The 15797-nt window shown below is 42.6% G+C and carries 15 protein-coding genes and 1 pseudogene; 12 read left to right on the top strand and 4 right to left on the bottom strand.

Annotated features, from left to right (window positions below; translation table 11 throughout):
* Nucleotides 1-428: 428 nt before the first annotated feature.
* The 6 genes from nrdJ (at nt 429) to HXY43_RS15985 (ending at nt 6434) form a co-directional block, all read left to right on the top strand.
* A complete protein-coding gene (gene nrdJ / locus HXY43_RS16010) occupies nt 429-2726 on the top strand; it encodes a ribonucleoside-triphosphate reductase, adenosylcobalamin-dependent (RefSeq protein ID WP_290884526.1) in 2298 nt (765 codons plus the stop codon).
* Nucleotides 2727-3022: 296 nt separating this feature from the next.
* The gene (locus tag HXY43_RS16005) at nt 3023-3337 is read left to right on the top strand and encodes a hypothetical protein (RefSeq protein WP_290884523.1); all 315 of its coding nucleotides are present in this window, start codon (nt 3023-3025) and stop codon (nt 3335-3337) included.
* A 241-nt stretch (nt 3338-3578) separates the two neighbouring features.
* Nucleotides 3579-3926 carry a YtxH domain-containing protein gene (locus HXY43_RS16000; protein ID WP_290884520.1) on the top strand — a complete coding sequence of 116 codons (348 nt, stop codon included), beginning with the start codon at nt 3579-3581 and terminating at the stop codon, nt 3924-3926.
* Nucleotides 3927-3940: 14 nt separating this feature from the next.
* On the top strand, nt 3941-4489 hold the full coding sequence (locus HXY43_RS15995; RefSeq protein WP_026733821.1) for a hypothetical protein: 549 nt from the start codon (nt 3941-3943) through the stop codon (nt 4487-4489).
* A gap of 398 nt (nt 4490-4887) precedes the next feature.
* Complete coding sequence (locus HXY43_RS15990) at nt 4888-5694, top strand: TPM domain-containing protein (protein ID WP_026733822.1); 807 nt, start codon at nt 4888-4890, stop codon at nt 5692-5694.
* 122 nt (nt 5695-5816) lie between these two features.
* Entirely contained in the window at nt 5817-6434 is a 618-nt protein-coding gene (locus HXY43_RS15985) for a precorrin-8X methylmutase (protein ID WP_290884517.1), read from the top strand.
* Nucleotides 6435-6652: 218 nt separating this feature from the next.
* Here HXY43_RS15985 and HXY43_RS15980 read toward each other — a convergent pair whose 3' ends face one another.
* Together HXY43_RS15980 and dapB are read right to left on the bottom strand one after the other, a co-directional pair.
* Nucleotides 6653-7447: a monovalent cation/H(+) antiporter subunit G gene (locus HXY43_RS15980; RefSeq protein WP_290884514.1), complete on the bottom strand. Its 795-nt coding sequence runs from the start codon at nt 7445-7447 to the stop codon at nt 6653-6655.
* 170 nt (nt 7448-7617) lie between these two features.
* Complete coding sequence (gene dapB / locus HXY43_RS15975) at nt 7618-8454, bottom strand: 4-hydroxy-tetrahydrodipicolinate reductase (RefSeq protein ID WP_026733824.1); 837 nt, start codon at nt 8452-8454, stop codon at nt 7618-7620.
* 391 nt (nt 8455-8845) lie between these two features.
* Here dapB and HXY43_RS15970 point away from each other — a divergent pair, with 391 nt between their 5' ends.
* Nucleotides 8846-9208: a hypothetical protein gene (locus tag HXY43_RS15970; protein ID WP_290884565.1), complete on the top strand. Its 363-nt coding sequence runs from the start codon at nt 8846-8848 to the stop codon at nt 9206-9208.
* A 422-nt stretch (nt 9209-9630) separates the two neighbouring features.
* Here the strand turns inward: HXY43_RS15970 and HXY43_RS15965 are convergent.
* Together HXY43_RS15965 and psaK are read right to left on the bottom strand one after the other, a co-directional pair.
* Nucleotides 9631-10365, bottom strand: a pseudogene (locus HXY43_RS15965) (RNA-guided endonuclease InsQ/TnpB family protein); the annotation flags it as partial.
* Nucleotides 10366-10571: 206 nt separating this feature from the next.
* Nucleotides 10572-10832 (bottom strand): photosystem I reaction center subunit PsaK, encoded by a 261-nt coding sequence (gene psaK / locus HXY43_RS15960; protein ID WP_290884510.1) that lies wholly within the window; start codon nt 10830-10832, stop codon nt 10572-10574.
* Nucleotides 10833-11196: 364 nt separating this feature from the next.
* On the opposite strand from psaK, the gene HXY43_RS15955 reads away from it, so the two are divergent.
* From HXY43_RS15955 to HXY43_RS15935, 5 genes are all read left to right on the top strand, one after another.
* Nucleotides 11197-11637, top strand: a complete 441-nt coding sequence (locus tag HXY43_RS15955) for a SufE family protein (protein ID WP_290884507.1) — start codon at nt 11197-11199, stop codon at nt 11635-11637.
* A gap of 111 nt (nt 11638-11748) precedes the next feature.
* Nucleotides 11749-12669, top strand: coding sequence for an alpha/beta hydrolase (locus tag HXY43_RS15950; RefSeq protein WP_290884504.1), 921 nt, complete (start codon nt 11749-11751; stop codon nt 12667-12669).
* Between the two features lie 147 nt (nt 12670-12816).
* The gene (locus HXY43_RS15945) at nt 12817-13788 is read left to right on the top strand and encodes a GTP-binding protein (protein ID WP_290884501.1); all 972 of its coding nucleotides are present in this window, start codon (nt 12817-12819) and stop codon (nt 13786-13788) included.
* Between the two features lie 152 nt (nt 13789-13940).
* On the top strand, nt 13941-15011 hold the full coding sequence (locus HXY43_RS15940; RefSeq protein WP_290884498.1) for a WD40 repeat domain-containing protein: 1071 nt from the start codon (nt 13941-13943) through the stop codon (nt 15009-15011).
* 131 nt (nt 15012-15142) lie between these two features.
* Nucleotides 15143-15415: a hypothetical protein gene (locus HXY43_RS15935; RefSeq protein WP_290884495.1), complete on the top strand. Its 273-nt coding sequence runs from the start codon at nt 15143-15145 to the stop codon at nt 15413-15415.
* Nucleotides 15416-15797: the final 382 nt, after the last annotated feature.

The following is a 15797-nucleotide window of genomic DNA, read 5'->3' as shown; positions in this document are numbered from 1 at the left end:
GTACTTGTGTACGCAGTTATAATTGCATCTATGTTAGAGTTTTTTATCGTTTAGGTAATGTTTGCTAAATTTAATATCAACCAAGCTATCAACTAACTAGGTGTAAATAAACCTAACTATTAAAGTAGTTAAATTTGGGTAAAAATTATTTAGTTTGATGGAATTATTTATTATCAAAGATTTAGCCTGTTAGCTTCCTTTTTTACTTTACGGATATTAAAGAATAAGTAAAGATAATGCAGCTTACTATTACGACTTATAACCAAAGTTTTTGTACTTTACAAAGCCAAGACTCTATCAAGCTTGCTGCCCACATAGAGCTTTAAAGTAGCAAAATTAACGCAAAATTGCAAATTTTTCAAGCTTTGACCCCTGCCATAAGTTGCCGTATAGTCTTAATCTGACTAGAGACCAACAAGGCTTAACCTATGGTTCGAGAACTTGAACGAAAACGCCAGAGTGCAAATTTTCCAGAAACTGCCCCAGCTGCCAATCCAGTGTTTTTTAGAACCTACAGCCGTCGTAGAGAGGCAGGGGTGAGAGAAACATGGGATGAGGTATGCGATCGCACTCTGGGAGGCTTAATCAGCCTGGGTAAATTGCTACCCCAAGAAGCTGATATCCTAGAACGAATGCAGCGCAACTTGAAAGCTTTACCCAGTGGACGCTGGTTATGGGTGGGCGGTACAGACTGGATCGCCCAACCACAAAATTTTTCTGGGGGATACAATTGTACCTCAACCAACCTCCAAGACTGGAGTGCATTTGGATTGATGATGGATTTAGCAATGATGGGCTGTGGTACTGGAGCAGTTCTAGAACCAAAATATATCAGCCAGTTGCCCCCAATCCGCAATCACTTGAATGTAACCCTACAGGGAGAAATTGGTATTACTCCGCGTCTAAAACGCCGGGAACTAACAGAAATAAAAATAGAAGATAATAGCGTTACCATCTACGTTGGAGACAGCCGTCAAGGTTGGGTGCAATCATATCAAAGCCTGCTGGAACTTTCTACTGATGAAAGATTTTCAGGAGAAGTTAAAGTAATCGTTGATATCAGTGACGTACGGCAAGCGGGAGAATCTCTTAAAGGCTTTGGAGGCGTTGCTAATCCTGTAAAATTGCCAGGACTGTATCAGCGCTGTGCATCTATCCTCAATAAAGCCGTTGGCAGACAATTAAATTCTGTAGAGTGCTGTTTGTTGATTGATGAAGCAGCTGTAACAATTGTTGCCGGCAATATTAGAAGAAGCGCGGGTATGCGCCAAGGTGCTAGCGAAGATAATTTGTTTGCCGACGCTAAGGCTAACCTTTGGCAGCAGGATGAAAATGGTAACTGGCGCATTGACCCAGAGCGTGATGCTCTGAGAATGGCAAACCACACTAGAGTTTTTCACCGCAAACCGACATTAGAAGAATGTATTGATGCTGTTCGCAAACAGTATTACAGTGGTGAAGGCGCGATTCAATGGGCTGGTGAAGCCATAGCCAGAGCTAACAGCGATTTGCTGGCTACTCCTGCCTTGAAAGTTGAATTTTTGAAAGCGTACCAACAAGGAACTGCAAAACAGTGGTTGCAAGAACGCTATCTCAATCTTGATGCTCGTGAGTTAGAACATCGTTTGGCTAGATTTGGTCTTAATCCGTGTGGTGAGATTATCGGCAGCAACTTCCACTGTAATTTATCAGAGGTTCACCTCAATCAAATTGACCCCTATAACTATAAAGAACAAGAAGAGGCGTTCACCGCAGGTGCGCTATCTGTAGCTGCACTTTTACATCATAAATTTCAGGAGCCTCGCTATCAATACAGCCGTGAATTAGATCCAATTGTTGGTGTTTCTTTTACTGGTTTATTTGATTTCTTTGTTCATGCTTTTGGAGTTGATTGGTTGCGGTGGTGGGCAGAAGGAAGACCCACAACTCCACAAGGATTGGCGTTTAAGCGCCAAGAAGAAAAATATCTGAGTATGTGGAAGGATATTGTGCATCGCGTTGTTTGGGATTACTGCGATCGCCATAATCTCAAACGTCCAAATCGCTGCACCACTGTTCAACCCAGTGGCACTAAATCTTTATTAACAAGTGCTTCTCCTGGATGGCACCCTCCCAAAGCACAAAGGTTCATTCGCAGAATCACCTTCCGCAAAAACGATCCAGTTGCTTTAGCTTGTATTGACTACGGTTACAACGTCATTCCTTCCCAATCTGACAAAGATGAACAGGGCAATTTGTTAAATGACCCCTTCGATCCGAGAGTGAGTGAATGGTTGGTAGAAATACCCGTTGCTGTACCTTGGGCTGATTTACCCGGTACTGATGAAATTGACATCAGTAAATTTAGTGCCCTATCCCAAATGGATTTCTACATGCAAGTGCAGAAATTTTATGTTACTCATAACACCTCTGCCACCATTGAACTACGGGAACAAGAAATAGAAGCCTTGGGAAACCGTATTTACGAAACTATTCGTGATGATGAAGGTTATATCAGTGCTGCTCTTCTGGCAAGATTTGATGACCATCAAACCTTCCCACGTTTGCCCTTTGAACCAATCACCAAACAAGAGTATGAAAAGTTAATGCAAGAAGTGGAAAAACGTCGCCAAAGCAGTAATTTCCATGCAGTTTTAAGCCGCTATGATTTCGGCGAATTAATGGAATCTGGCCCCGCAGGTTGCGATTCGGATAAGTGCATGATGCCAGAGGAAAATCTAATGTAATTTCTCGAAAGAAGAAGATAGAAGAAAAAAGGAAGAAGTAGTAATTAGTGAAGGTCTTGTACCTTAATGGGTAAATACGAAAGAAGACTTCTTCCTTCTTCTGTTTCCTTGATTCGGACAAGTAAGGGAGTACCACTAGGAATTATTGAACAGCAGGTGTGGGCAAGAGAAGTATTGCTCCACGGAAATTTTCAATGTAGGTTAAATGATGAATTTCAGCTCTCTCGTTATGATCGAGTCAGAGCCTAGTGAAGCCCGAAAAATTTTCTCAATGCTGATGCTGGAAAAGGTAAGCAATGGTTAAAGTTGTTGTCATCATCAACACGCTCATCTCGCTGATATTACTATACACAGCTTGGCGAGTATGGCGGCTGCGACTGCGACTGGTTAGGATTACCAACTGGTTGATTCTGACTGAGCGCTGTAGCCATGCAGTACTGTACACAACACCTGAAGCTATCTACATTGGTCAGCAGAACATTCATAACCTGCGGCAAACCAACCAAGCACTAGATATACAAATTCAACAATTACGGCAGATTCTCGGCCTATTAGTTGTTGGACAGCGATTCTGGCGTCGGTATTTTCGGAAGCCACGGTTAAAAGTTTAGAAATTGTTGTTGGTTGGTGGTTGGTGGTTGGTAGTTCCATAGACGCGCTTTACTCAGCTACTCTACCTTGAAGGGCTACGCCCTGGGAGTGCAGGGTAAAACAAACAACAAACACCAGAAAACTCAAAGTAACCTTCCTGCTTGAGATGTTGTCTGTAGAATTATGAGATGAGTTAAATTATTCGGGGCTTGCAAGGCGTGAAAACCCACATAAAATGGGTGTAAGGAGAGAAACAGCAAAATGTCTAACAACCGTTCTGGAATATTTATTAGCGGTTTGATGCTAGGAGCTACCATTGGTGCTTTGACCGGGTTGCTCATGGCTCCACGTACAGGGCGTGAAACGCGCAAACTATTAAAGAAATCTGCTGATGCCCTGCCAGAATTGGCAGAAGACTTATCATCCAGTGTCCAACTTCAAGCGGATCGTCTGTCTACAAATGCATTGCGAAACTGGGATGAAACTTTGGAGCGACTGCGGGAAGCGCTCGCAGCTGGTATTGATGCCAGTCAGCGAGAAAGCCAAGCTATAAAGCGACAAAAGGCAGAAGCTAACTCAGATTCGATGCCCCAGCACATAGATAACTAATCAACAACATAACTGTGAGTGAACCCCTGTTTTGGCTGGGACTGTCCATGCTCCTAGTCGCCACCAGTCTGACTGCTGTTTTGGTGGCGGCGATACCAGCTTTGCAAGAAGTAGCAAGGGCAGCTCGCAGTGCAGAAAAGTTATTTGACACCCTCTCACGAGAGTTACCGCCAACTCTAGATGCTATTCGCATGACAGGTTTGGAATTGACTGATTTAACAGATGATGTCAGCGAAGGCGTCAAAAGCGCTTCTGGGGTAGTTAAACAAGTCGATCAAAGCCTAAACAGCGCCAAACAGCAAGCCCAAAATATTCAAGTCGGTACGCGCAGCCTATTTGTTGGTGTGAAAGCAGCATGGAAAACTTTCACGCGCTCAAAATCTGTAAAAAGAACAGGTGATCGCTTATCGATAAATCAAAAAGGAACCTTACCGTTAAGAGAACGAGAAGCGCTCAGACAATATAATCGGGCGACCAAACCAGAACTATATCGCAATCAGGACGGCTATAGGGACGCTGCTAGCTGGGAAAGCAACGACGCTGAAGATTGGGAAGAGGAATAGAGATTAAAAAAGTTGAATATAGACCAATACGCTTAGGATAAGCCCACAGGACGGCTTTCCATAGGTAGTTTAGAACTGCACGATCAAAACCTGCTGAACTAAGCGCAAGTCTCGTATAGCTGCATCATGCATGGGAACTAGTCAATCACAGGAAAATCCCACAACCAAGGATAAAAATACCTCTTCCCTGTTAAGAATTCCCCGATCCCCAATCCCTATTTTCAAGATAGATGCCAAGCTCATTCCTTACTGTTCAACCATTGGGGAGCAAAAACTATCCTTTTCTCGGGTAGAATAAATTAGATTAAAGTTAAAAAGTGTAAAGAATTATCACTTTTCCCCTAATCTTTTAAAACAACTTGTTCACGACTACTGTGGAGATTTTTATAAAAAAGGCCATGCAGCATCGTTTTTGGCGACGAATTCTGGTAGCTTTCGCGGTATTCTTCTTGACTGGGTCAATTTGGGTGACACATTCTCCTTGGGCTTATGCTTACAATAATCCAGATTTGCTACCCGATACCCCAACCCCAGTTGTAGACTTAGCCAAATCGCTCACCTCTGTTCAAGAAGAGAACCTTGTTAAAGAACTAGAGCAATTTGAAGCTGAAACCGGCTGGAAACTGAGAGTTTTGACTCAATACGATCGCACTCCCGGTTTAGCAGTTAAAGATTTTTGGAAACTGGATGACAAAAGTGTTTTGCTAGTTGCCGATGCCAGTGGTGGTAATATTCTCAACTTCAATGTCGGCGATGCCGTTTACCAGCTCCTACCTCGCACTTTTTGGGTAGAATTGCAAACTCGCTTTGGCAATTTGTACTTCGTACGAGACGAAGGCGAAGATGAAGCTATCTTGCAAGCTCTAGAATCGGTTAAAACATGTCTGCGTCAAGGCGGTTGCCGTGTCGTTCCCGGACTGCCAAAGGAACAGTGGATTCTGACACTGATTACCTCGGTAATTGGTGGGATTATTTGTGGTTTTGCAGCTCAACCCCGGCGTGAAGGACAAATTGTGGCTTGGCAGTGGGCTTTAATTTTTTCTCCTTTGTGGGGAATTTTATTTATTGCCTTCGGTATTGGGCCGGTAGTGTCACGCACTTCTGACTGGCTACCCTTAGTTCGCAATATCACTGGTTTTCTTATTGGGGTTTTGGTTGCTTATCTGTCCCCTGCATTCACTCGCTCTCCAGCATCGAAAATCTAAATTAGTCAATAGTCATTAGACATTAGTCATTGGTTTGTAATTGTTACAAATGACAAAGGATAAAGGACTAATGACAAAGGACTCTCTTAAGCTGAAAGCTGTTAGCTGACTGCTGAAATGTAATGGAATGGCACGTAACTGATGCTGAGAGTTTGGCAATAATTGATAGTGAAATTGGCGATCATGTCTTTTCACCTGCCGAGTATGAAATTGTTCGGCGGGTGATTTATGCCACAGCTGATTTTGAGTATAAGTCTTTGATTCGCTTTTCTGAGCGTGCTTTACAAGCGGGTGCAGCTGCACTAGCGGCACGTACAACTATTGTTGTAGATGTGCCAATGGTACAAGTAAGTATTACCTGCGACATTCAAACCACGTTTGCTAATCCGGTGTATTGCAGTATGGACACACCAACTCGCCCTCAAAAAGAAAAAACTCGTGCAGCTTGGGGAATCGAAACCCTAGCCAAACGTTATCCAGAGGGCTTATTTATAGTTGGTCAAGCGCAAACTGCTTTAACAACACTAACTGATTTGATTGAAGCTGAAGAAATTAGACCCGCTTTAGTAATTGCTACACCACCAGGCTTTATCAATATAGATGCTGCTAAAGAACGCTTGCGAGACTCTCTAGTACCAAACATTACAATTGATAGTCGTAAAGGTGGGGCATTAGTAGCAGCCGCAATTGTGGATGGCTTGGTAGATTTAGCTTGGCAATCCTATGGGCAAGCAAGATGAGAGAGGAGTGGGGGAGTGGGGGATGGGAAGATGGGGAGTAGTCAATTAAAAATTCAAAATTCAAAATTCAAAATTCAAAATTTTTAATTTTACATTTTTAATTCCCCGAAGGGGAGATGGGGAGAGTGGAAGAATAACAACCAACTACTAACCACTAACCACTAACCACTAACCACTAACCACTAACCACTAACTACTAACTACTAACTCTTTACTTTTTAACGCGTCTCCCACTCTCCCCCTCTTCCCCTCTCCCTTTCTTCCTCTAGACGGCGCCTGCGGGGTCTTTGTGAGGGGCGATCGCTGACTCTATTTTCTCTGTACTCCTGTTCCTCTTCCTCTAGACGACGGCTGCGGGGTCTTTGTGAGGGGCGATCGCGTATACGGCGGCTGACCTCGGGGAAAAAATCCCGACGCAAATAAGGATAATCACTCACCCATAAATCGCGACTGGGAATATAGATATCGCTGATTTCCTCAATTCTGCTTAAATCTGGGCGATTTGACATCACCACCATTTCTGCTTTTTGACCGCGAGCAATAACTTTATGCTCAACCCGCAGTGGTGCTGTCAGTTGGGCTGTAAATCCAGTTTCATCACCTACTTCTAAGTTGATTCGTTTTTCCCGGTTTTCTACTATCACCAAATCGCCTTTGCTATCAACAGTTTCCTGTTTGCCAACCAACTCTTCTGTTATCCACCAATCCAAAATTCGACCACGGAAAAAACCGCTGTATTTGTAACGACGGCATTTGGCATTTCGCATACTAGCCCAAAATACTGGTCCCCAAAGCCAGTAGAAAGCGCCGATTAGTCCTAGGACAAATACGATCGGCCCAAAACCAGGCATTACAAAAACTTTTAACAGCACATAAACAGCTGCAATGACTACAGAAATTAACAGCCGTTGTAAAAAATCGGGAAATTTTCCCCAGTAGTACTTGTACTGTTGACTTGTGGCAACTAAAGGGATAAGTTGACTAAATTTTTCGCGAGTCAGTGGGACAAGCATTCGGATTTTGGATTTTGGATTAAAAGTTTAGATCAAGTTCGTTAAATCACTGATATTTATCGTTTTTTTGGTAATGGGTAATGGTGAAAGTGGAAAAACCGCCTATTACCAATTACCTATTACCTATTACCGGCGTGACGAATAATATAAATGTTTAAGCGAACCTGATATTAGAGTATCTTTTCTAATCCATATACTAACGCCTTTAGCTGGAGGACTTTGCGAATTGCTAGTAGTACTCCCGGCATATAGGCAGCGCGATCGCTTGTATCATGCCGTAAGGTATAAATTTGACCAAGTGCGCCAAAAATCACTTCTTGATGGGCAATTAGTCCCGGTAAACGCACGCTATGAATCCTAATACCTTCATCTGCAAGGCTACCCCTTGCTCCTGGTAATTTTTCTGTTTCTTTGACAATTGCCTGGTTAAATGTCTTACCCATTTCTGCTAGCATTTGAGCAGTTTGAATGGCAGTACCACTGGGAGCATCAGCTTTTTGATTGTGATGCAGTTCAATAATTTCCACGTGGTCAAAATATTGAGATGCTGCGATCGCCGCTTGTTGCAGCAGCACCATACCAATGCAGAAATTGGGAACTAGCAAGCAACCCGTACTAGCTTTATCAGCAAATTCTGCCAAATCTTGAATTTGTTCGGGACTTAAGCCTGTAGTACCAACAACCGGACGGATACCGTAGGCGATCGCACTGCGAATATTGTCATATACAGAATCAGGATGAGTAAAATCTACCATCACTCCTGGTTGCATATGCCTTTCACCAGCCACGTACCCCAACATCGGTTCCAATTGATTGGTAATTGGTACTTCCAAAGGTTCACTTAAACCAGCTAATTCCCCCGCATCTTTGCTTTGATGTTCTGGACTCGTATCGATAGCACCCATAAGGCTCATATCTGGTGCTTGTGCCACAGCTTTTACGACTTCGCGCCCCATTTTACCAGCAGCGCCGTTAACAATAACCGGGATAAGAGTTTGATTCGCCATAGATCAAGAAATGCTTTTATACCCAACAAGCGAATTGTAGGAGAATTTGGCAAGCTAGTAGTTTGCCCTTTGCTAATTTCCGGATGAGGGAACTCAACTATTGTTAAGTTAGTCGATAGCTAAAACTTGGTTTGATTATGAACGAGTCTTTCACTACGATTGGTTGAACTATGATTTAGAGTTGAGCTGATTGCCAAGCAGTAATAACAACAGAAGTAGACTTTAGACCAAGGGCAAGAATGACAAATTTAAAGTCACGTCTGCTTTTTTCAGTAATCCTTGGGTTATATCATCATACAACTTTGTCTAAAATTTACAGAATATTAACCAATTGAGTGAAAAAATTATCTTAATTGCCCTACCTTCGTTAGTTACAAACGTAGTCGAGCAGATGAACAAAAAATTTACCCTCTCCTTGCTTTCCAGCCCCGCACTGTTTGCGTCGATGCTGTCTATGGTAATGATGACCCAACCAGCACACGCAAATCAAACACAAAACCCTACCCAAACCCACTGCACACAAAATCTCCACTCAGCAACCCCTCGTATGGCATGTGTACGGGTGAGTAAGGCAAACGCAGTAACACCTAAACAACAGGCAAATGTACCACAAGACTACAATCCTAGTGACATTACTGAAATGGACTTCTCTGAAGAAGAGAGCGATACAGCAATAGCATTGTTTGGCTGTGACTGTCCATCCTGCCTCAATGCTCTACGCCAGATGCGCGGTCAGGCTCCTATGCCAGTATAGTAGCCTGATACCAGAATGTTTGGAATCATGGTTTTTGATAAAAATATTGATAAATAAAAAAGGTAAAGTTAACAGAAGTTGTTAATTTTATCTTTTTCTAGTTTTAAACTGAACTTCCCCAATTGACAAAAGGCGTATGCTGTGAATAGTAAGGCTTTTGAAGATTTCCGTTCTCGGTTTACTGGGTACAAATTAGGGAAACACCAAGTAAATCCAAAGCCTTTTGTTGCACTCTCGTGGGTTCAGTAATCTTATCAAAGAAGTTAGAAGAATAACTTTAAGGAAATTTCAGATTTGAATTTGTGCGAGTCAACCACAAGCCTTGTTTCTGTAAATTCGCATTGCCACAAGAAAAGCCAGAGAGTAAATTCTCTGACTGTTGACCGGAGACAAAAGAACCATCAACCTATTAGTTCAGTGAACTACCCACACTGACTTGGAGTACCAAGTACAGTGTTGGCTTCCAATTTCACAGAAGATTGCCGCATCTTGGATTTGCGTCCGCGAGTTGGTCTTACATCCTCTCCATTGGCGTTAGCCTCCCCCGTCCCAGGGGAGGACAGCATTCTGATACCTTCTGCTCTAATATTCATCGCTGCATTACCATCCCTATCGTGATGAGTGCCGCAACTCGGGCAAGTCCAAGTTCTCACATCTAGCGGCAACTCAGATATTTGGTAATGACAATTAGAGCAAAGTTTGGAACTGGGGAACCATCTATTTATTTCGACCAATTTCCCACCACTACGTTCTAATTTGTAGCTCAGAAAATTTACAAAGGTTCCCCATCCTGTATCAGAGATTGCTTTTGCTAGTTTGTGGTTACGAACCATGCCCTTGACGTTTAGGTTTTCGACTACTACGACTTGGTTGTTATCAACTATCTTTCTGGATAGCTTGTGCAAGTAGTCTTGACGGACATTGCTAATCTGTTCGTATACCCTAGCGACAATCTTATTAGCCTTTTGACGACGATTACTGCCTTTGTTTTTACGTGCGGCAATGCGTTGTTTTACGGCTAGTTTTTTTTCATATTTGGATAGATGTTTTGGGTTGGGATATTTGGAAGTTTTTTCACCATCGTAGGTAATAGCAAAATCCTTGATTCCCAAGTCAATCCCAATTATTTTACCCTCGCCACTAGAGGCAGGATAATCACCTTATTATTCCGGAAATATTTGCGCCTTATATCCCGCCACTGATTCGGAGTACCAAATTCAGTGGGGGACGAGGGCGCGAATTAGTTAAAGTAATTTTGCTGATTTCAAGAAACCCGATTTATAAAATAAATCGGGCTTTTGAGGAATGATTAAACCTCCCAAAGTAGGTGTAAGAGAAGACTAGTACCACTTTTGGTAAAAACCTAGAATCTTCCCAGGTTATGCAGACCTAGGATCACACCTGCTCCTAAGATATGACCAAAGGCGGCACAAGCCAGTAACGCTGGTACACCAAAATTACCCAAAACCGGATTTGGGGGCAAGGCGGGTTCTGCGTTGGGATACTTAATGGTATATCTACCGAAGAGAATGGCAAGGATATTGCAGAGAATCATGGTAACTCCTACTGCTGGGCTCCATTGCAGAGGTGTGGTTGCAGCGGCTAGTAAAGTAGATGTCAGCAACTGATTTTCTCCTTATAATTGTTAATGCAGTGAAAATCTCATGTGAATTTCTTACCAAAAAAAATCAATCCAAAGTTGGATTTTGCATTAATAGTTAACATTTTTTCTTATTACTTAATATAGCCGGATCTTTGTTTGTTTTTTACATCACAATAATTACTAATAACTTTCACTAAAAGTTTTACAAGTTTGTGAGGGAGCTACTAATACTTGATTCATGCATCAATAAAATTCATGCAAACAATAAATAATGAGATTTGAGAAGATGTCGGAAAAGTTTATGAAAGGTATAATTTGTTATTCTGCACAATCACCTCAAAATCATCTAAACTCAAGGTGATAGGGTTGATAAATAAATTGAGTTATGTCCTTTACAATAGATTCATTGCCACCAAACCTTGCCAAAATTGTCCAGCGCTTTAAACGTGCTACAGATCCGAAGCGACGCTATGAACAGCTAATTTGGTATGGTCAGCGGCTTCCAGAGTTTCCAGAAGCTGATAAAATACCAGGAAATAAAGTTCCTGGGTGTGTTTCCCAGGTTTACATCACAGCTGGCTTGGAAGACAGTAAAGTTATATTTCAAGGTGATTCTGATTCTCAGTTAACCAAAGGATTAGTGGGGCTTTTGATTGAAGGTCTGAACGGACTAGCACCGAATGAAATTGTCCAACTTACTCCAGATTTTATTCAAGAAACTGGTTTAAATGTTAGCCTGACGCCTTCCCGCGCTAACGGCTTTTACAATATTTTCAAGACCATGCAAAAAAAGGCTTTGGAATGCCAAGCAGACATATCTCACTAAATCTGTGAGCAGTTCTAAAATATGTAAGTGGTTAGTGGTTAGTGGTTAGTAGTTAGTGGCAAACAACCAACAACCAACAATCAACAATTAACAAATATAAAATCTTTTCTGATGTCAACTGATTTATTATCAAACTCTACTACTTTCGGTATTGGTGGGGTAGCTAAAGAATATCGGTGGAACTGGGAAAACCAGCAATTGCGTACTGTTTATGAAAGTCTCGGCAATGGTTCGCCGCTATTGCTACTCCCTGCTTTTAGCACTGTTTCCACGCGAGAGGAAATGAGTGGACTAGCCAAGCTACTCGCTCCCTACTTTCAAGTTGTAGCTGTAGATTGGCCTGGATTTGGCGAATCTTCGCGTTTATCTGTAAATTACAAGCCGGCTTTATATCAACATTTTTTAGAAAATTTTGTTACCTCTGTATTTGATACTCCAATTGCAGTGGTTGCTGCTGGTCACAGTGCAGCTTATGTTCTGCAATTAGCGCAGAAAAATCCATCTGTATTTTCACGTATAGCGTTAGTAGCCCCAACTTGGCGCGGTCCTCTACCGACAATGGGTGTAGACCGACAAGTAGCGGGGATGGTAAGGGAGATAGTGCGATCGCCTATTCTTGGTCAAATCCTCTACAAGCTCAACACTGTACCATCTTTTTTAAGTTTCATGTACCGTCGCCACGTCTACGTAGATGCTGCGAAGTTAACGCCTAGCTTCATTGAACATAAATGGTACAATACCCAACAATCAGGAGCTAGATTTGCTCCCGCTGCCTTCGTCACTGGTAATCTTGACGCCGTACACAATCAAGCTGAGTTTCTGGCACTAGTTCAGGATTTGTCTGTGCCACTGATGGTAGTAATAGGAGAATCTTCCCCTGGCAAATCCCGCGCTGATATGGATGCTTTGGCAGCTTTAAGCGGAGTGGAAAAAGCTGTTCTACCCGGTTCGTTGGGAATGCATGAAGAATACCCAGAGGCTGTAGCAGAGGCAATTGCACCCTTTTTAGGAATTGCTCCTGTCACTAAATGATCGTGCAGCTACAATCAATTTTTATGCACTCCCTTCTTAGGAATGGGGGGAAGTTCTCCAACGCGCTGCCTCCCCTACTTGCAGATATGTGCATGAGTGCTTAAATTGAAAGTGATTATCATTTGAAATGCAAGAGGCATTTGGGATATGGTCAGTGCTGCGACGACAGACGTAGTTCCAGTAACAGTGCTCACAGGCTATCTGGGAGCGGGAAAAACAACTCTACTCAATCGCATCCTCACCCACGAACACGGCAAGAAAGTTGCCGTGATTGTAAATGAATTTGGGGAAGTGGGTATCGATAATCAACTAGTTATCGATACGGATGAAGAAATCTTTGAGATGAACAACGGCTGTATCTGCTGTACGGTGCGCGGCGATTTGATTCGCATCATCGGCAATTTGATGAAGCGCTGTAATAAATTTGACCATTTAGTAATTGAAACTACTGGGCTAGCTGACCCCGCACCCGTGATTCAGACATTCTTTGTCGATGAAGATATGCGGGAGCAGTTAGAGCTAGATGCGGTGGTAACAGTGGTAGATACCAAGCACATCTGGCAGCATTGGGAAGCGGACGAAGCACAAGAGCAAATTGCTTTCGCTGATGTGATTTTATTGAATAAAACTGATTTGGTGACACCAGATGTGTTGGATGAGTTAGAAAAGCGGATTCGCGGCATGAATGCGATGGCAAAAATTCACCGTACCCGCAACGCTGAAGTAGGAATGGATGCGCTTTTGGGCGTGAAAGCGTTTGATTTGGATCGCGCTTTGGAAATTGACCCAGATTTTCTAGGGGAAGATGCCCACGAACACGATGAAACCGTGTATTCTGTGGCTTTGGTTGCAGAAGGTGCATTGGATGGGGATAAATTAAACAGATGGCTGGGAGAATTGTTACGAACCCAGGGGCCAGATATCTTCCGCATGAAGGGCATTTTAAATATCGCGGGAGAAGACGATCGCTTTGTCTTCCAAGGGGTGCATATGATCTTTGAAGGCAAACCCGATCGCCCTTGGAAAAGTAGCGAAACTCGGAAAAACGAATTGGTATTCATCGGTCGCAACCTCGATGAAGCCAAACTCAAACAAGATTTTCTCGCCTGTATAGCGTAAATCAAGATGGGGAGATTGGGAGATGGGAATTGGGAATTGGGAATTGGGAATTGGGAATTTAAGTACTGATTTTTCCTATGCCCCATGCCCCATGCCCATTGCCCCATGCCCCTTTCCCCTTTCCCCTTTTCCCCTTCCCCTATCTCACAACCATGAATCCTTCAACTCTCAATTCCAAAGAATTTGAACAGCACTTTTGCGGGACGCTTTCAGACTATGTGACAGCGATCGCCTGGTTGCCACAAAATACAATCCTAGTTGCAGCTTCTGCGGCTGGGGAAGTAACGCTGTGGGAAAATGACGAGTTAACAACTTTACAGACTGGCAACGATGCGTCTGTTGACTGCGTTGCTTTTTCCCACGATGGGCAATTTTTAGCTGTTGGCGGACAAGATGGACGGGTGAAAATTTGGCAAAACAGAGAATTAATTGCTACTTTGGAAAATGCCCCCGCTTGGATTGACAAACTGGCTTGGAATCCTATTAGCAACCAGCTTGCTTTTAGTTTGGGACGTTACGTACAAGTGTGGGATGCTGATACTCGTGAGATTATCGTTACCTTGAATTTCGAGTCTTCTTCGCCATTGGGTATTGATTGGCGTAGAGACGGGCAATATCTTGCCATTTGCGGTCATCAGGGAGTTAAGGTATGGAATTGTCAAGACTGGAATGAGAAACCACACATTCTCAATATACCTTCTGTAAGTATTGCTACAGGATGGTCTGCTGATGGTAAGTACCTTGCTTCTGGCAACATGGATCGCACCATAACTGTGGTCGAAACCCAACTATTAACTTCTAGCGATGATCCCCAACCTTGGGTAATGCGGGGTTTTCCTGGTAAGATTCGCCAACTCACATGGTCAGACATCATTAATCAAAACGGTTCGCCTCTACTAGCCTGTTCTAGTGTTGATGGTATTGTCGTCTGGGAGAAATCGCCTGATGAATCTGTGGGATGGGAAGCAACAGTATTAACTAATCATGTGGATGTAATTAATGCGATCGCTTTTGCACCCAACAGCTTTTTACTTGCTTCTGCTGGTACTGATGGTTGGATTTGTCTGTGGAAACAAGCTAAGCAAGTAGCGCAAATTCTCACAGGTGCGTCAGAAGGTTTTTCCTGCTTAGCTTGGCATCCCCAAGGTAAACTCCTTGCCGCAGGTAGTAAAGATGGCGAATTACTCATTTGGTCAAAGGCAACACGAGGTCACAATAATTAAAAATTAAAAATGACAAATTAAAAATTAAAAATTTACAAACCTCATAAATAAATAATGAGGAACAATTATTACTAATGACTAATCAGTAATAATTAGGTATGCTGTAGTAACATAGGGTCTTTGTGTAAATTATGAACATTATCAAACTGATTTTACTTGCTTGTCCTGTAGTTCTTGCTTCTATGCTGGTGTTTGCAAATCCAGCAGTTGCATCCACTGCCCATTCTGCACCTGTGACAACACAGATTACCTTGGTATCTGCACAACCAATTCATCAATCGATTACACCCAACTTATCTGGTGATTCCAAATCAATCATGGATCAGCTTGGTTGCAATTGTGCCAGTTGTGTGAAGTCCAGACTCCAGATGGAAGGCAAGCTATCACTTTCGAGCTTGTTATAAATTTTACTAGTTATTAAATATCAGTTTAAATTGATACTCCCCTAGTTTAAGACGAAGTCGTAGCTAGGGGATTTTTGTACTTAATATTCACCTTACATCCTATAAGTTATAAGTTATGACTGCTCACTGGTTTATGCGTTGATGTTATCAAAAATGGCATGAAGCACAAACTATCGAGCAATTCATCTTACGGGAAAGCCTGACAGCATATGGGAATGGTTAGAAAACCGCTACAAGTGTAGTAAGAGAAATAGGTGCTCAGCAATTTGGGCGTTGCTGAATTTGGTCATGAATTATGTGTGCATACATTTTTGTAGTTCGATGCCAAATCATTGTAGAGACGTAGCAATGCTACGTCTCTACATACCCGTGAATTGTAAAT

It is taken from the genome of Fischerella sp. (assembly GCF_013388695.1).
In the GTDB taxonomy this organism is placed as follows: Bacteria; Cyanobacteriota; Cyanobacteriia; order Cyanobacteriales; family Nostocaceae; genus PCC9605.
The sequence above is the reverse complement of the archived record's forward strand: the minus strand, read 5'-3'. Positions and strand labels throughout refer to the sequence as shown.